At 62.5% G+C, this 15,678-nt stretch carries 17 protein-coding genes and 1 pseudogene; 7 read left to right on the forward strand and 11 right to left on the reverse strand.

Annotation, left to right across the window (positions count from 1 at the left end; all coding sequences use genetic code 11):
- Window positions 1–10 precede the first annotated feature (10 nt).
- From L867_RS0106740 to L867_RS0106755, 4 genes and pseudogenes are all read left to right on the forward strand, one after another.
- Entirely contained in the window at window positions 11–859 is an 849-nt protein-coding gene (locus tag L867_RS0106740) for an MOSC domain-containing protein (RefSeq protein WP_028736167.1), read from the forward strand.
- A 216-nt stretch (window positions 860–1,075) separates the two neighbouring features.
- Window positions 1,076–2,083 carry a flagellin N-terminal helical domain-containing protein gene (locus L867_RS0106745; RefSeq protein ID WP_028736168.1) on the forward strand — a complete coding sequence of 336 codons (1,008 nt, stop codon included), beginning with the start codon at window positions 1,076–1,078 and terminating at the stop codon, window positions 2,081–2,083.
- 286 nt (window positions 2,084–2,369) lie between these two features.
- Window positions 2,370–3,325, forward strand: a pseudogene (locus tag L867_RS27920) (flagellin N-terminal helical domain-containing protein).
- Window positions 3,326–3,489: 164 nt separating this feature from the next.
- Window positions 3,490–4,710, forward strand: coding sequence for an MFS transporter (locus L867_RS0106755; RefSeq protein WP_028736169.1), 1,221 nt, complete (start codon window positions 3,490–3,492; stop codon window positions 4,708–4,710).
- A gap of 105 nt (window positions 4,711–4,815) precedes the next feature.
- Here L867_RS0106755 and L867_RS27305 read toward each other — a convergent pair whose 3' ends face one another.
- Complete coding sequence (locus tag L867_RS27305) at window positions 4,816–5,109, reverse strand: hypothetical protein (protein ID WP_146086592.1); 294 nt, start codon at window positions 5,107–5,109, stop codon at window positions 4,816–4,818.
- On the opposite strand from L867_RS27305, the gene L867_RS0106765 reads away from it, so the two are divergent.
- The gene (locus L867_RS0106765) at window positions 5,098–5,349 is read left to right on the forward strand and encodes a hypothetical protein (protein WP_028736170.1); all 252 of its coding nucleotides are present in this window, start codon (window positions 5,098–5,100) and stop codon (window positions 5,347–5,349) included. The two genes, L867_RS27305 and L867_RS0106765, sit on opposite strands and share 12 nt — an antisense overlap.
- On the opposite strand, the gene recO is transcribed toward L867_RS0106765, so the two are convergent.
- Window positions 5,277–6,050: a DNA repair protein RecO gene (recO, locus tag L867_RS0106770; RefSeq protein WP_028736171.1), complete on the reverse strand. Its 774-nt coding sequence runs from the start codon at window positions 6,048–6,050 to the stop codon at window positions 5,277–5,279. The genes L867_RS0106765 and recO overlap by 73 nt on opposite strands.
- 185 nt (window positions 6,051–6,235) lie before the next feature.
- Here recO and L867_RS0106775 point away from each other — a divergent pair, with 185 nt between their 5' ends.
- Window positions 6,236–7,330: an AbrB family transcriptional regulator gene (locus tag L867_RS0106775; protein WP_084638476.1), complete on the forward strand. Its 1,095-nt coding sequence runs from the start codon at window positions 6,236–6,238 to the stop codon at window positions 7,328–7,330.
- Between the two features lie 12 nt (window positions 7,331–7,342).
- Here the strand turns inward: L867_RS0106775 and era are convergent, their stop codons facing one another.
- The 9 genes from era to rpoZ form a co-directional block, all read right to left on the reverse strand.
- Entirely contained in the window at window positions 7,343–8,287 is a 945-nt protein-coding gene (era, locus tag L867_RS0106780) for a GTPase Era (protein ID WP_028736173.1), read from the reverse strand.
- A 9-nt stretch (window positions 8,288–8,296) separates the two neighbouring features.
- A complete protein-coding gene (rnc, locus tag L867_RS0106785) occupies window positions 8,297–9,019 on the reverse strand; it encodes a ribonuclease III (protein ID WP_028736174.1) in 723 nt (240 codons plus the stop codon).
- A complete protein-coding gene (gene lepB / locus L867_RS0106790) occupies window positions 9,016–9,753 on the reverse strand; it encodes a signal peptidase I (protein ID WP_037172709.1) in 738 nt (245 codons plus the stop codon). Before lepB ends, rnc begins: the two co-directional genes overlap by 4 nt.
- A 99-nt stretch (window positions 9,754–9,852) precedes the next feature.
- Window positions 9,853–10,257, reverse strand: coding sequence for a holo-ACP synthase (gene acpS, locus L867_RS0106795; RefSeq protein ID WP_028736176.1), 405 nt, complete (start codon window positions 10,255–10,257; stop codon window positions 9,853–9,855).
- Window positions 10,258–10,289: 32 nt separating this feature from the next.
- Entirely contained in the window at window positions 10,290–10,868 is a 579-nt protein-coding gene (locus L867_RS0106800) for a DUF2062 domain-containing protein (protein WP_028736177.1), read from the reverse strand.
- Between the two features lie 131 nt (window positions 10,869–10,999).
- Window positions 11,000–11,152 carry a DUF3563 family protein gene (locus L867_RS26740; protein WP_084638477.1) on the reverse strand — a complete coding sequence of 51 codons (153 nt, stop codon included), beginning with the start codon at window positions 11,150–11,152 and terminating at the stop codon, window positions 11,000–11,002.
- A gap of 156 nt (window positions 11,153–11,308) precedes the next feature.
- The gene (locus L867_RS0106810) at window positions 11,309–11,881 is read right to left on the reverse strand and encodes a hypothetical protein (protein WP_028736178.1); all 573 of its coding nucleotides are present in this window, start codon (window positions 11,879–11,881) and stop codon (window positions 11,309–11,311) included.
- Between the two features lie 149 nt (window positions 11,882–12,030).
- Window positions 12,031–14,253, reverse strand: a complete 2,223-nt coding sequence (locus L867_RS0106815) for a RelA/SpoT family protein (RefSeq protein WP_028736179.1) — start codon at window positions 14,251–14,253, stop codon at window positions 12,031–12,033.
- Between the two features lie 94 nt (window positions 14,254–14,347).
- Window positions 14,348–14,749, reverse strand: coding sequence for a DNA-directed RNA polymerase subunit omega (rpoZ, locus tag L867_RS0106820; protein ID WP_028736180.1), 402 nt, complete (start codon window positions 14,747–14,749; stop codon window positions 14,348–14,350).
- A 298-nt stretch (window positions 14,750–15,047) separates the two neighbouring features.
- On the opposite strand from rpoZ, the gene L867_RS0106825 reads away from it, so the two are divergent.
- Window positions 15,048–15,629: a LabA-like NYN domain-containing protein gene (locus L867_RS0106825; RefSeq protein ID WP_028736181.1), complete on the forward strand. Its 582-nt coding sequence runs from the start codon at window positions 15,048–15,050 to the stop codon at window positions 15,627–15,629.
- The last annotated feature ends 49 nt before the right edge of the window (window positions 15,630–15,678 follow it).

Here is a 15,678-nt window from a genome sequence, read left to right on the forward strand (position 1 = left end):
GGCTCAAGAAATGCACGTCACCGAACTCAACATCTATCCCTTGAAGAGCGGCCGCGGCATTGCCCTGCCCGCCGCGCGCATCGACGCCCTTGGCCTTGCCGGCGACCGGCGGATGATGCTGACCGACCCGTCCGGACATTTCATCACCCAGCGGGAACTGCCGGCGCTCGCAACTCTGACCGCCCTGCCGCAGTCGACGCACCTGCAATTGTCGCTTGCCGACGGCCGCGAGATGATGGTGGCGCCGCCGCATCCCGAGCGACGCATGGATGTCGCCATCTGGAAATCGATCGTCAGCGCGGCGGTCGCCGAAGACAGCGTCAACAGCCGGCTGTCGGAATGGTTCGGCCGCGAGGTGAAGCTGGTCTTCTTCGACGGCGGGGCCAGCCGCACCGCCACCAGGGATTGGGCAGGCCCCGACAGCCCGATGAGCTTCGCCGACGGCTATCAGGTGCTCGTCACCACGACCGGATCGCTCTCGGCCATCAACGCGGATATGGCCGCCCATGGGGAGGGATCAGTCGGCATGGAGCGCTTCCGACCGAACGTGGTCGTGGAATGCGACGAGGCCTGGGCCGAGGACCGTTGGGCGGCGATCGAGATCGGCGGCATCCGCTTCGATCTGGTCAAACCCTGCCCGCGCTGCATCATGACCACACAGGACCAGCAGACCGGGTCGCGCGACGGCGCCAACCCGATGCCGGCCATGGGCCGCATTCGCATGTCCGCCGACCGCCGCGTGCCCGGCCCGCTGTTCGGCTGGAACGCCGTCCCGCGTGGCGAAGGCAAGGTGGCACTCGGCGATATCGTCCAGGTAATCGAGCGGAAGCCGGACAGCTGGGCGATCAAAAAACGTTAGAGTGACGCCAGCCGCGATGAAGAACAAATATCTTCTGAGTGTAGTCTGATTGCGGGATCTATAGTTTATCGCGGGTTATTTCTTCTTCGGGATTCATTCATTTTTTACGACCTCCAACCATAGTGCCGGGATCGACAATACAACCGTCATGAACAGGCGGCAGGGAATCTTCGTCTCTGAGTCGAATTGTATTTTTTCAAAAATTTGAGCCCGTCCATGACCAGTATTATGACGAATGTCTCGGCCATTGCCGCACTGGACACATTGCGATCGATCAGCGGTCAGCTTGACACCACCCAGTCCCGCGTCTCGAGCGGCTACAGGGTTGCGACTGCGTCGGACAATGCGGCCTACTGGTCGATCGCCACCACCATGCGATCGGACAACAAGGCCCTCTCGGCCGTCGAAGACGCGCTCGCGATGAGCGCCGCCAAGGTAGATACGGCCTATACCGGCATGGATGCCGCCATTGGCGTGATCGACGAGATCAAGGCGAAATTCGTCGCCGCGCGCGAACCAGGCATCGACAAGGACAAGATCGCCGCAGAAGTCGACGAGTTGAAGAACCAGCTCGTGAGCATCGCCACCTCCGCGAGCTTCAACGGGCAGAACTGGCTCTATCTCGAAACGGCGCAGGACGAAGCCAACGCGAACGACAAGGAACTGGTCGGTTCCTTCGTGCGCGCGGCCGACGGCACCGTCTCGATCGAAACCATCAAGGTGAACTATCGCGACGAGACACAGGCCGCCGAGCCGTCCGACACTTTTGCCCTGTTCGACTTCACGTCCGCGCATGTCGGCGATCTCGGCATCCTGACCAGCCGCAACTTTGCCCTGGATGCCGGCCTGACGACGGAGTGGGTTCTGTTCAAGTCGCCGAGCCCGCTGGTCGCCGGCTATCCGGCGGTCACGGAGATGGCCCTGTCGTCATCCACGACCGATACCGAACTGGAAGAAATGATCACGGTGATCGATTCCGTCCTGCAATACACGATCGACACGACAGCGACCTATGGCGCGCTGAGTTCGCGCATTACCATGCAGAGCGAATTCGTCGCCGACCTCAGCGACACCATCGACAGCGGCGTCGGCCGGCTCGTCGATGCCGACATGAACGAGGAATCGACCCGTCTCAAGGCCCTGCAGACCCAGCAGCAGCTCGGTATCCAGTCGCTTTCGATCGCCAATTCCAATTCGCAGACTGTCCTGTCGCTCTTCCAATAAAAAACGACACGGACCGCCCAACCAGAATGGCATGACTAATACCCATGCCATCTTCGGCACACATATACTTATCCGCCGATATATTCTCCAATGCAAAATCTCTGCAGAATTGTCCTGCGGATAAATTCCATACATCCATTCCACATCAAAGACCAAATGCAATTTAACACTAACTTTAACTATTATTTTACAATGAAAAACTAGCATTTTGTTGCGCGACATATCGCCATGATCGGCGCCGGCCTCCGGAAGCGTATTGTCTACTAGCTCCAATTGAGTCTCATCCATGGTCAGTATCCAAACCAACGGGGCCGCGATCGCGGCGCTGGACACACTCCGTTCGATCAGTTCGCAACTCGGGACCACCCAGTCGCGCGTTTCGAGCGGCTACCGCGTCGAGACCGCATCCGACAATGCCGCCTATTGGTCGATCGCCACGACGATGCGGTCGGACAACAAGGCGCTTGGCGCCGTGGAAGACGCGATCGCGCTCGGCACCGCCAAGGTCGACACCGCCTATACAGGCATGCAGTCGGCCATCGAGATCGTCGACGAGATCAAGGCCAAGCTGGTGGCGGCGCGCGAACCGGGCGTCGACAAGGACAAGATCGACAAGGAGATCACCGAACTCAAGAGCCAGATCCGTTCGGTCGTCGAATCATCGAGCTTCGGCGGCGAGAACTGGCTCTACCGCAACGAGGTCGGCGCGGCACCGGATGCCGAAATGGTCTCCGGCTTCACCCGGGCGGCCGATGGTACGGTCGCGGTGCAGACCACCGTGTTCGACGTCGATTCGGCGGTCCTGATCGCGATGAGGCCGACTTCAACGGCATGCTGACCATGCGCGTCACGGTCGACCAGCCTCTCGGCGCCGGCACGACGCCGGTCGACTATTTTCTGATCGAATCCGCCGCGGGATCGGCCGGCAACGAGATCGCCTTGAGCTCTTCGACCACCGACGAACAGGTCGAGGGCATGATCATGGCAGCAGACGAATACCTGCTGATGATGACCGATGCCGCAGCGACGCTCGGCGCCACCCAGAGCCGGTTGGAAATGCAGAGCGAGTACGTCGCCGACCTCAGCGATACCATCGACACCGGCGTCGGCCGTCTGGTCGATGCCGACATGAACGAGGAATCGACCCGCCTCAAGGCGCTGCAGACCCAGCAGCAACTCGGCATCCAGTCGCTGTCCATCGCCAATTCGAGCTCCGAGAACATCCTCTCGCTGTTCCGCTAAGACGCGAACCTTGAAACCGTACGGCCGAGCCTTGCCCGGCCTTTCAGTTTTTCTTCCGTGTAACCTGCCTTCGATCAAATCCGCTTATAGACGCTTCACGAAAAGGCGCTTTTCGTCTCCCTGCCTGCGCTCTATCGTCGCGCCTGCCAAAGGAGACGATTCACATGGTCACGACCGCCCGCACCCCCATGCCCTGGCTGATCATCATCAGCGGATCGCTGATCGCCATGATGACCTTCGGTCCGCGCTCCGCCATGGGCTTCTTCCAGTTGCCGATGCTGGCGGATACGGGCTGGGACCGCTCCACCTTCGGCCTGGCCATGGCGCTGCAGAACCTCTGCTGGGGCATCAGCCAACCCTTCTTCGGCGCGCTTGCCGACAAATACGGCACCAGCCGCGTGCTGATCGCCTCCGGTCTGCTCTATGCCACCGGCCTGCTGCTGATGGCCCATGCGGACGCACCCATCTGGCTGCATATCGGCGGCGGCGTTCTGGTCGGCATGGCGATCGGCGCGGGCTCGTTCAGCGTCATCCTCTCGGCCTTTGCCCGGCACGTGACCCCGGAGCAGCGCTCGATGGCCTTCGGCATCGGCACGGCCGCCGGCTCGGCCGGCATGTTCCTGTTCGCGCCGCTGAGCCAGGCGCTGATCAGCAATCTCGGCTGGTCGGACAGCCTGGTCGCGATGTCGGTCATGATGCTGATCGTGCCGCTGCTCGCCTATCCGCTCCGCGGCAACGCCAACTCCGGCAGCCAGTCGCAAAGCCAGTTCAAGCAGTCGGTCGGCGAAGCCCTGAGGGAGGCGCTTGGTCACAAGAGCTATCTGCTGCTCACCACCGGATTCTTCGTCTGCGGTTTCCAGGTCGCCTTCATCACCGCGCATTTCCCCGCCTATCTCGGCGACATCGGCATCGAGGCGCGTTATGCCGTCATCGCCATGGCGCTGATCGGTTTCTTCAACATCATCGGCTCGCTGGCCGCCGGCGTGATCGGCCAGCGTTACTCCAAGCCCTATTTCCTCGCCTTCATCTATATCGGCCGCTCGATCGCCGTCACTGCTTTCCTGCTGCTGCCGCAGACACCGGCCTCGGTCGTGCTGTTTGCCGCCGTCATGGGGTTGCTGTGGCTCTCGACCGTGCCGCCGACCAATGCGCTGGTGGCGATCATGTTCGGCACGCGCCATCTCGGGCTTCTGGGCGGCCTCGTCTTCCTGTCGCACCAGATCGGCTCGTTCCTCGGTGTATGGATGGGCGGCTACCTGTATGACCGTCTCGGTTCGTATGACAGCGTGTGGTGGCTTGGCGTGGCGCTCGGCCTTTTTGCCGCCGTCGTACACTGGCCGATCGCCGAGCGACCGGTCGATCGGTCCGTTCCTGCCGCGGCATAGCCCCTCGATTTCGGCAGGTTTTTTTAACGATTGCGGCAAGGTGGATTATTTTTGCCGCAATGCACACATATTAAAACCGTCACAGAATATTATTCTGATTTTCACTCAAGGCAGGTTGACGCAGACCTTCTGCACACCTACTTTGATGCTGCCGGATCGAACCGGACGAAACCGGGCCTCGCAGACGAGGCCCTTGCCAACAAGGAGGTCAGCGAAATGCGTGTTGTTTTCCATCATGCCGCCCGCCCTTGGCACAAATCCCCGCTGGGCGTGGCGACGTGCAATCGCCTTGAACGCACCTGTCGAATGTGACGCTGCGCAAGCACTGAAGCCTTCAATCGACACACCATTTTTAAGTCTGCGCAGCGCGCGGGCGGGGAAACCGTTATGGAAAAGCAAGTTATCGAATATGCCGGCATTCCGGTCGGGATCACCATCCCCGACGGCGACAGGCTGAAGTTCATCGCCGTCAAGTATCCGGTCATCGAACTGGATGGCGGCACCTATCGCAATCTCGGCGAATTGCAGAGCGCCATACATCAGCATCTGCAGAAGTCGGAGGACGATCAGGGGCTGTTCAGGGTAGCCGCCAATGGCTCGACCGCAGGGGCCGCCCGCAGGGTCTTCAACGCCGCCTGACAAAAACCCTCACGCGCCGCGCCGGCTTCAAGCCCGCGCGGCTCGTACACGTGCCTGTTGAGGAAGAAGGCGGTGAGGCGAAACGCCTCGGCGAGGCTTTCCCCATTGGCGGCCTTGGTGGCACCGGGATTGAGAAAGCCCGGCAGCGCCAGCATCCTGTCGGCCCAGGGCGATCCCGCCTCGCGACAGACTGCCCTGCCCGTCTTCGGCGACACGAAGGCCAGGTCGTCCCGGCGGCCGGTTGCCGCACACTGGTCGAGGTCGAGGCCGAAGCCGAGATCGTTGAGCACTTCGAGTTCGAAGCGGATGAACAGCTCTCCGGCCGCGGCCGGCTCCTCCAGATGGTCCAGGATGACATCCAGCGCGTCGAACAGATGCGGATGAGGCTCGCGTTCCGGCAGGAGCCTGAGCAAAGCCGCCAGCGCCTGAACGCCGTAAACGGCGGTGGCGCTTTCCATCAGCCGCGCCGCACGCAGCGTCACGGGCTCGACGCGGAACTCGCCCAGATGCTCGTCGAGCCGGGCGCGCCAGGTCACTTCGACGCGATTTCCCGGCTGCAGCACCGGCTGCATGGTGCGCGAGCGGCCGCCCCGGATCATGCCCAGATGCCGGCCGCGCGCACGCGTCATGACCTCGGCGATGACGCTCGTCTCGCCATGGCGCCGCGCGCCGAGAAATATCGCTTCGTCCGTCCATTGCATGGTCTTGTTCTAGCCGATTTGCAGTGCGCGGGACAGATATCTTCGGTCTCCTGCGGCCGGCGAAACGCAGCCGGGCATGATATTCGCCAAGTTTTCGCCCGGTCGTCACACGAATCGGTATAGTCGGGACGGATCCGTTCGAACGGGCAGCCGTTCCGCCCCCGCCCCGTATCAGGCCTCCCGCAATGCAGCCATCGCCTTCCGGCTCTCCCGACCACAGCCCAGACCCCGGCCTGCTGACGCAGCTTTCCACCCCGGCGCGCTGGCTGATCCTGCTCGCGCTCTCGCTGCTTCTTTCCGCCGGACTGCAACTCATCCACCTGCCGGGCTCGCTGCTGCTCGGGCCGATGGTGGCCGCCATCCTGGTGGCGACCAACGGCGCGCGACTGTCGGTGCCGCGCATTCCCTATATCGCCGCCCATTCGCTGCTCGGCTGCGTCATCGCCCGCTCGCTGGACGGCGGCATCGTCAGCACCTTCGCCGCCGACTGGCCGATCTTCCTCGCCATTGTTCTTGCCGTCATCGGCGCCAGCAGCCTGATGGGCTATCTCATGGCGCGCAGCGGCACGCTGCCCGGCACGACGGCGGTCTGGGGCACTTCGGCGGGTGCCGCCTCGGCCATGATGCTGATGGCCGAAGCCCATGGCGGGGATATCCGCCTCGTCGCCTTCATGCAGTATCTGCGGGTGGTCTGTGTCGCCTCCGCCGCTTCGCTGGTCGCCGCCTTCGTCTTCGAGGCCAAGGGTGGCGCCGTGCACGAGATCGTCTGGTTTCCCGCCGTCGACTGGCTGGAACTCACCAAGACTCTGGCGGTATCCTTTGCGGCGAGCGCCCTCGGCGCACGGCTGAAGATCCCGGCCGGCACCATGCTGCTGCCTTTGATCGCCACGGCGGCGCTGCATGCGGCCGGATGGATCACCATCGACCTGCCGCCCTGGCTGCTGGCGATCGGCTATGCCACGCTCGGCTGGAAGATCGGGCTGAGCTTCACGCGTCGGATCCTGCGCCATGCTGCGCATGCGCTGCCGCAGATCCTCGCCTCGATCGTCGTGCTGATCGCCTTCTGCGGCGGACTGGCGGCCCTATTGACCCACCAGTTCGGCATCGACCCGCTGACCGCCTATCTGGCGACCAGCCCCGGCGGCCTCGATTCGGTCGCCATCATCGCCGCCTCGACGCCGGTCGACCTGTCCTTCGTCATGGCGCTGCAGACGGCGCGGCTGTTCCTGGTGCTGTTGCTCGGCGGGCCGATCTCGAAATTCGTCGCCCGCCGCCTCTGAGGCAGATGGCACTCAGTTCTTCGGGAATTCGAGGCCCATCTCGCGGAAACGTTCCGGATCGTCGCCCCAGTTCTCGCGCACCTTGACGAACAGGAAGAGGTGGACCGGCTGTTCGAGGATTTCCGAGATTTCCTTGCGCGATGCCGTCGAGATCGACTTGATCGCATCGCCGCCCTTGCCGAGCACGATCTTCTTCTGGCTGTCGCGCTCGACATAGATGACCTGCTCGATCCGGACCGAGCCGTCCTTGCGCTCTTCCCACTTCTCGGTTTCAACATGCGAGGAATAGGGAAGCTCCTGGTGCAGGCGCAGGAACAGCTTTTCGCGGGTGATTTCCGCCGCGAGCTGGCGCATGGGCAGGTCGGAGATCTGGTCTTCCGGGTAGTACCACGGGCCTTCCGGCAGGCGCTTCGCCAGGAAGTCCATCAGGTCGGTGCAACCCGAGCCGGTCGTCGCCGAGACCATAAAGGTCTGCTCGAAGGCGATGGTTTCGTTGGCCTTGGCCGCGAGCTTCAGGAGATCCTCGTGGCGAACCCGGTCGATCTTGTTGAGCACGAGGATCTTCGGCTGGTGCACGTCCTTGAGACCCTCGAGGATGGCTTCAGCATCGCCGCGCAGACCGCGTTCGCTGTCGATCAGAAGCAGGATCAGGTCCGCATCCTTGGCGCCGCCCCAGGCCGACGTCACCATGGCGCGGTCGAGCCTGCGGCGCGGCTTGAAGATGCCGGGCGTATCCATGAAGACGATCTGGGCGTTGTCATGGATGGCGATGCCGCGCACGATCGAGCGGGTCGTCTGCACCTTGTGGCTGACGATCGAGACCTTGGCGCCGACCAGGCGGTTCAGCAGCGTGGACTTGCCGGCATTGGTCGGGCCGATCAGGGCCACGAAGCCGGAATGCGTCGGGCGTTCGTCCGCTGCGGCACCTTCGACGGAGGGGTTTTCGGTATCGGTCATGGTTTCCAATCAGCCTGCGTCCGTGGACTTCGTCCAGACGCCTTCGCGTTCGAGTATCTTCGTGGCCGCCACCTGTTCCGCGGCGCGCTTGGAGCGATCCGTTCCGCTTTCCGGGGCAATGCCGGGTATTTCGACGATCACCGTGAAACGGGGATCATGATCCGGTCCGGCGCGTTCGGCAATCCGGTAGGCGGGGGTCGTTGCGAATTTCGCATGCGCCCATTCCTGCAGCTCGGTCTTGGCGTCGCGGCGCGCGCCATCGGCACGGCTCGCCTTCTCTTCCCAGAAGCGCAGGACGAAACCGCGCGCGGCCTCCAGCCCTGCGTCGAGATAGATCGCCGCAATCAGGCTCTCCACCACGTCGGCGCGGACGTTCAGCATGGCCTTGCCGGTCAGCTTCTTGACGTCGGACCCGGTGCGGATGAAGCGGTGCAGTTCGAGCTCGTCGGCGATCGCGGCGCAGGCCTCGGCGCTGACCAGCTGGTTGAAGCGCACGGAAAGCTCGCCTTCGGTGGCATTGCGGAAGGTCTTGAACAGCAGTTCGGCGACGCACAGGCCGAGAACCCGGTCGCCGAGGAACTCCAGCCGCTCGTAGTCGCCGCCCTTGGTCGACGGCGTCGCGCTCGAATGGGTGAGCGCGCGGTCGAGCCTCTGCTTCTCGGCGAAGGTGTGGCCGATCGCGGTTTCGATCCGCGTCCGGTCCTCCTCGCCGAGCCCCTTCAGTCTTTTCATTCGACCACCTTGAACAGGCGATCCCAACGCATGTTCGACGGCCACTTCCACACTTCGCGGAACGAGGTGTCGTTGCCGAGCGAGAAGAAGATCACCGAGGCGCGGCCGATCAGGTTTTCTTCCGGCACGAAACCGACGTCGAAACGGCTGTCGAGCGAGTTGTCGCGATTGTCGCCCATCATGAAATAGTGGCCTTCCGGGACAAGGAACTCGCGGGTGCTGTCGCCGCGCGTGTTCTGCGCCTGGTCGAGCGTGTCGTAGCTGACGCCATTGTCCATGGTTTCGCGGAAGACCGGCACGTCGGTGCCCGGATCAAGGCTGTAGTCCGAGGTGAAACGGCCGTCCTCGGCGCGCGGCACCGGCTTGCCGTTGATGTTGAGGATGCCGTCGATGACCTGGATGCGGTCGCCCGGCAGGCCGACGAGGCGCTTGATGTAGTCGATCTTGGGGTTCGGCGGGAAGCGGAAGACGACGATGTCGCCGCGCTTCGGCTCACTGCCGAAGATGCGGCCTTCGAACAGGTCCGGGGAAAACGGCAGCGAATACTTCGAGTAGCCGTAGGAGAACTTGTTGACGAAAATGTAGTCGCCGACCAGCAGCGTCGGCATCATCGAGCCCGACGGGATGGTGAAGGGCTGGAACAGGACCGTGCGGATGACCATCGCCAGGAGCAATGCCTGGATGACGACCTTGATGTTTTCCCAAAGGGCACTGTGCTTCTTTTCAGCTTCCACGCCGTCATTTCCTTTTTCTGGCAAATCCTGCCCTGTCTAGTCGGTTCGCGCCGCTGCGGCAACGGCAGAGGCGCGGAAAATGCCCAATCTCGCGGCCGATCAGCCGGCTGCCGGGCGCGCTTCGATGATGACGAAGGCCTGGGCCAGCGGATAGTCGTCGGTGATGGTCAGGTGCACCACCGGCTCATGGCCCGCCGGCATCATGCGCTGCAGGACCTCCGCGGCTCCGCCGGTCAGTTGCATGGTGGGCTTGCCGCTTGGTGCATTGACCACGCCCATGTCCTTCCAGAACACGCCCTGGGCCATGCCGGTTCCGAGCGCCTTCGACATCGCCTCCTTGGCGGCGAAGCGCTTGGCATAGGATTCGGCGCGGTTCTTGCGACCGTCGGAGCGGGCGCGCTCGATGTCGGTGAAGCAGCGCTGGGTGAAGCGCTCGCCGAAACGCTCGAGCAACTGCTCGATGCGGCGTATGTCGATGAGGTCGCTGCCAATGCCGATGATCATGGGCTTTTCCGGTTCACCTGGTTTTCAAGAGATCAGATGCCCGCGCCGGCTTGAGCCGGACGGTTCCTCGCCACTTCGGCAAGGCGCAGGCGCCGCCGCTGGCGAAAGCCGCGGACGACATGGAAGGTCAGGCCGTAGACGATCAGACCGCTGAGCAGAGCGGGCGGGACGGCTCCAACCAGCATGGGCTCGATCACCGGACCCCAGAGGTCGGCCCAGCCCAAATTGCTGAAGAGATGGTGAAGGTCGAGATGATGGCCGATCGTCGGATCGCCTTCGCCGAGAATCCAGGTTCCGATTTTCCAGGTGGCGGCCCAGATGAACGGAAAGGTCAGCGGATTGCCGAAGGCGGTTGCCAGCGCTGCGGCGATCAGATCGCCCGCGACCAGGTATGAAAGCAGCACGGAGACGATGACATGCAGGCCGATGAAGGGCGTCCAGGACGACGCGATACCGACGGCCACACCTGCCGCCACGGCATGCGGCGAGGCGCTGAGCCGCATGACCCGCATACGAAAATAGTGGAACGGGCGCGAAAATCCCTTGGCCGGCCACAGCAGGCTGCGCAGCTTGTCGGCAATTCCAGCGGGTTTGCGGCGGCGAAACAACATGGGTCACATGTAGGGGATGAGGCCCCTTGCAGACAAGGGCGGCGGGAGCGAATTGCCCTGCCCTGCGGCCTTGGCCGCAGTTGGGCGCGCGATCATGTCACACGCGCCTCCGATCAGTCGTCGTCGGCTTCTTAGAAGCCGCTGCGGAACAGGCCGCGTTCGATTTCGCGCTGGCGGAATTCGAGGTCGACCATGTCGCGTGCGCCGTTGAGGTAAGCCATTTCACGCTCGGCCGAAGTGGGGACGCGAAGGGCATTGGCAATCTTGCGAAGGGGCTTGAACATTTTCTCTGTCCTCTTTCTTTCTCTCTTATGTGAGGTGAATGTAATTGTGCGGCGCACAAATCACCAGATCTGAAAGAGGATCGCAGGCATGCAGCGTTTGCATGGCGCCCTAAGGAAGACTTAAGATTGCGGAAACCACGTTAACGCCGGGCGGCTCTACCGGCTTGCGGCCTTCAGCAGGCGCGGCCGGATCTCGTCGTCCCAGATCAGCCCCCGGCAATCGCCGATGTCAGTCCGATCCAGCCTGAAACGCTTGTCATCGGGGCCGAAACCCGGACCACCCGTTCCATCCGTCCCGTCGCATAGGCCGGGCTCTCCCGGCATATCGACGAGGATCGCGCCGCTGCCCGCGCCCCTCAGGGTGAATTCCCCGCCGTCGCACTCGATGCCGCAGGCAAGAACGCCGCCGCCGGCCGTCCGGCATTCGCCGGAAAACTCGGCCGGCGCGCCGCCATCGCGGAAACGCGCTTCGAAATTGAGGATGCTCGCGTCGGCACCTTCCCAGTCCGGGCGATAGGCCAGCATGACCATGTCCTTGACGTTCTGGTCCGGATGGGATCGCAGATGGGCCGCATCATAGTGCCGCGAATAGCAGGCCCAACCGAGTTCCCTGCCTTCGAGCGCGCGTCCGTAGAGCACGCGCTGCTCGCTCTCGCCGGCCAGCAAAGGCCCGGCGGCCAGCAGTCCCGCAAGCGTGAGAACGAGTGCGCAAATCCGTGGCTTCACCATGGCGATCAGATCCCCCGAGACGCTCCGCGCGGCAGCCCCCCTTCGCCGGGCTCGGGCCACCGTGCGGATCCAGAGTGCATCATCGCCGTCCTGCGATCAATCGCCCGGAAGTCGACTGTGCCAAGCTGCCGCGCCCTGCCCGTCGCCGGTCAGTCGTAGACGCGCTTGACCGTCGAGATGCAGTCCAGTTCCTTGACCTCGACGAGAAGCTGGTTCAACTGGCGCAGGTCCCAGACCTCGATGTCGATCGCCATCTCGGTGAAATCGGTGGCGACACGCACCATCGACAGCGTACGGATGTTGATGTCGAGACGGGCGATGGTCTGCGCGACGGTCGCCAGCGTGCCGGGCTCGTTGATCGCGTTGATCATGATGCGCGCCATGAAGCGTGACTTGTTGGCCTCGTCGAGGTCCCAGCGCACGTCGATCCAGCGTTCCGGCTCGTCGTCGAACTTCTGCAGGGCGGATGCCTGGATGGGATAGATGGTAATCCCCTTGCCATCCTCCATGATGCCGACGATGCGGTCGCCCGGGACGGCGCCGGCTGGCGAGAAATGCACCTCGGCATTGCCGCCGAGACCCCGGATCGGCAGGCGGTCCTCGGCCGCAGCCGCCTCGCCTTCGCCCGGACGCGCCTTGCCGGGGATCTTGAAGACCATGCCGTTGGCGCTGTTCATCGCGAACCAGCCCTCGTCGGTCGAGGGCTTCACGGTGACGCGTTCGTCCTGGTAGTCGGGATAGACGGCGCGTAGCACGTCGATCGACGACAGCTCGCCGCGGCCGACGGCGGCGATCGCATCTTCGACGTCGCGCTGGCCGAGACGGTGGAGGACCGGGCGCAGGGTGTCGCGCGAGAAGATCTTGCCGGCCCGCTCGAAGGTGCGCTCCAGAATGCGATGGCCAAGACCGGCATACTGCTTGCGGATCGCCATGCGGGTGGCGCGGCGGATGGCGGCGCGCGCCTTGCCGGTGACGACGATCTGCTCCCACGCGGCCGGCGGAACCTGCACGCCGGAGCGGATGATCTCCACCTCGTCGCCGTTCGACAGGCGGGTGACGAGCGGCATGATCGAACCGTTGATCTTGGCGCCGACCGTGGTGTCGCCGATATTGGTGTGCACCGCATAGGCGAAGTCGATCGGCGTCGCACCGCGCGGCAGCGCGATCAGCTTGCCCTTCGGCGTGAAGCAGAAGACCTGGTCCTGGAACAGTTCGAGCTTGGTATGCTCGAGGAATTCTTCCGGATTGTCGCCTTCCGCCAGCGCCTCGATGGTGTGACGCAACCAGGAATAGGCATTGCTTTCGCGCGACAAAAGTTCGCCATCGCCACCGCCCTCGCCGTCCTTGTAGAGGGCATGGGCGGCGATGCCGTATTCGGCGATCTCGTGCATGCGCCGCGTGCGGATCTGCAGCTCGATGCGCTGGCGCGACGGACCGACGATGGTGGTATGGATCGAGCGATAGTCGTTCTGCTTCGGCGTCGAGATATAGTCCTTGAACCGGCCCGGCACGACGCGCCAGCGGGTGTGCACGATTCCGAGCGCGCGATAGCAGGACGGCAGGTCGTCAACGATGATACGGAAGCCATAGACGTCGGAGAGCTGTTCGAAGGACAGCGACTTCGACTGCATCTTGCGAAACACGGAATACGGCTGCTTCTGGCGCCCCTTCACCGAGGTGTTGATCAGGCCGTTGGCGACCAGCAGCTCGCGCAACTCGTCCTCGATCTTCTTGATCAGGCCTTCATTGCGCTGCGACAGCTCGGCGAGCCGTTGGGTTACCGTCTCATAGGCTTCCGGATTGATGTAGCGGAAGGACAGGTCTTCCAGCTCGTCGCGCATGTCCTGCATACCCATGCGGCCGGCGAGCGGCGCATAGATTTCCATCGTCTCCTCGGAGATGCGGGCGCGCTTGTCGTCGCGCATGTGCTCGAGGGTGCGCATGTTGTGCAGGCGGTCGGCAAGCTTGACCAGAAGCACGCGCACGTCGTCGGAGATCGCCAGCAGCAGCTTGCGCAGGTTCTCCGCCTGCTTGGCCTTCTTGGTGACGAGATCGAGCTTCTTGAGCTTGGTCAGGCCTTCGACGAGGCGGCCGATATCCTCGCCGAACAGTTCGTCGATCTCGGCGCGGGTCGCGTTGGTATCTTCGATCGTGTCATGCAGCAGGGCGACGGCGATGGTCGACTCGTCGAGATGCATCTCGGTGAGAATGGCGGCAACTTCGAGCGGATGGGAGATATAGGGGTCGCCGCTGGCGCGCTTCTGCTTGCCATGCTTCTGCATGGCATAGACATAGGCTTTGTTGAGCAGAGCTTCGTTGGCATCGGGCTTGTATTTCTGAACCCGCTCAACGAGCTCGTATTGCCGCATCATGCCAAGGTGCTCCATAAACGAAAAGCGCGCCAATCGACAGGGATTGGCGCACGAAACCGAATTTCCGAGACTCTAAAGCCCGATTACTTGACGATTAGTAATCGTCGCTCTTTTCCGGCGGGACAAGGCCTTCGATGCCGGCCAGAAGATCTTCTTCCGACATCTGGTCGAAGCTGACGGTTTCCGGCAGTTCGTCCTCGTCCTCGTTCTTGGTTGCGACAGTGCCGCCACCGATCAGCGCGCCGGTATCCTGTTCCGGCTCGTCGACCTCGACATGCTTCTGAAGCGAATGGATCAGGTCTTCCTTGAGGTCGCCAGGCGAGAGCGTCTCGTCGGCAATCTCGCGCAGAGCCACGACCGGGTTCTTGTCCTTGTCGCGATCGACCGTGATCGGCGCGCCCTGCGAAATCTGGCGTGCACGGTGGCTGGCGAGCAGAACGAGCTCGAAGCGGTTATCTACTTTGTCGATGCAGTCTTCAACGGTGACACGGGCCATTGCCTGTCCTTTGCGCTCGGGAATTTAAGGATTTAGCAGCCCGATACAATCAATGGAAGGCAAATTCAAGTTTTTCGTCACCGACGCGGCTGGCGGGCGACGCGTGCCGGTCAAAAAATGCATGCGCACGGCGATAAATTCAACCTATGCGTGCTTGGAATATGAGATTCCCTGCCCTAGATATTTCTTATATGAATATTTCATAATTTAAGTGGAGTATTCATGAGTGAAAAGGCAAGGCTTCGTTTTGATTGTCTTTTATCACTATCTCTTATTCCCAACAAAGGATATTAGAACGATGTTTGATCCCCGGGAAAAAATAGCACTCTTCATCGACGGCGCGAACCTCTACGCAGCCTCAAAGAGCCTAGGCTTCGACATTGACTATCGTAAATTGCTGAAAGCATTCCAGAAGCGCGGCTACCTGCTGCGCGCCTACTACTACACCGCCCTGATCGAGGACCAGGAATACTCCTCTATCCGCCCGCTGATCGATTGGCTGGACTATAACGGCTACAAGGTCGTCACCAAGCCGGCGAAGGAGTTCATCGACTCCATGGGCCGTCGCAAGGTCAAGGGCAATATGGACATCGAGCTTGCCATCGATGCCATGGAACAGTCGGAGACCGTCGACCACCTGGTGATCTTCTCCGGCGATGGCGACTTCACCACCCTGGTCGAAGCGCTGCAGCGCAAGGGTCGGAAAGTATCCGTCGTCTCCACCATGGCGACCCAGCCGCCGATGATCGCCGACGACCTGCGCCGTCAATCGGACCACTTCATCGACCTCATCTCGCTCAAGGCGGAAATCGGCCGCGACCCGAGCGAGCGCCCCGTGCGTCAGGTCGAACCCGCCCCCGCCAACGACATGGGCGAGTGATCGCGAAAGCGCCCGAAACGGCGTCCGATACCCAAAATTTAGTAGGTCC

Origin of the sequence: Paenirhizobium selenitireducens ATCC BAA-1503 (assembly GCF_000518785.1) — a bacterium.
Lineage (GTDB): Bacteria > Pseudomonadota > Alphaproteobacteria > Rhizobiales > Rhizobiaceae > Allorhizobium > Allorhizobium selenitireducens.

Coding starts and splice junctions, on each gene's coding strand:
- rnc (WP_028736174.1), bottom strand. CDS start 9,019: ATGAAAAGACTGAAGGGGCTCGGCGAGGAGGACCGGACGCGGATCGAA.
- L867_RS0106815 (WP_028736179.1), bottom strand. CDS start 14,253: ATGATGCGGCAATACGAGCTCGTTGAGCGGGTTCAGAAATACAAGCCC.
- L867_RS0106800 (WP_028736177.1), bottom strand. CDS start 10,868: ATGTTGTTTCGCCGCCGCAAACCCGCTGGAATTGCCGACAAGCTGCGC.
- L867_RS0106775 (WP_084638476.1), top strand. CDS start 6,236: ATGCAGCCATCGCCTTCCGGCTCTCCCGACCACAGCCCAGACCCCGGC.
- L867_RS26740 (WP_084638477.1), bottom strand. CDS start 11,152: ATGTTCAAGCCCCTTCGCAAGATTGCCAATGCCCTTCGCGTCCCCACT.
- rpoZ (WP_028736180.1), bottom strand. CDS start 14,749: ATGGCCCGTGTCACCGTTGAAGACTGCATCGACAAAGTAGATAACCGC.
- L867_RS0106765 (WP_028736170.1), top strand. CDS start 5,098: ATGGAAAAGCAAGTTATCGAATATGCCGGCATTCCGGTCGGGATCACC.
- era (WP_028736173.1), bottom strand. CDS start 8,287: ATGACCGATACCGAAAACCCCTCCGTCGAAGGTGCCGCAGCGGACGAA.
- recO (WP_028736171.1), bottom strand. CDS start 6,050: ATGCAATGGACGGACGAAGCGATATTTCTCGGCGCGCGGCGCCATGGC.
- L867_RS0106745 (WP_028736168.1), top strand. CDS start 1,076: ATGACCAGTATTATGACGAATGTCTCGGCCATTGCCGCACTGGACACA.
- L867_RS0106740 (WP_028736167.1), top strand. CDS start 11: ATGCACGTCACCGAACTCAACATCTATCCCTTGAAGAGCGGCCGCGGC.
- L867_RS0106825 (WP_028736181.1), top strand. CDS start 15,048: ATGTTTGATCCCCGGGAAAAAATAGCACTCTTCATCGACGGCGCGAAC.
- acpS (WP_028736176.1), bottom strand. CDS start 10,257: ATGATCATCGGCATTGGCAGCGACCTCATCGACATACGCCGCATCGAG.
- L867_RS0106755 (WP_028736169.1), top strand. CDS start 3,490: ATGGTCACGACCGCCCGCACCCCCATGCCCTGGCTGATCATCATCAGC.
- L867_RS0106810 (WP_028736178.1), bottom strand. CDS start 11,881: ATGGTGAAGCCACGGATTTGCGCACTCGTTCTCACGCTTGCGGGACTG.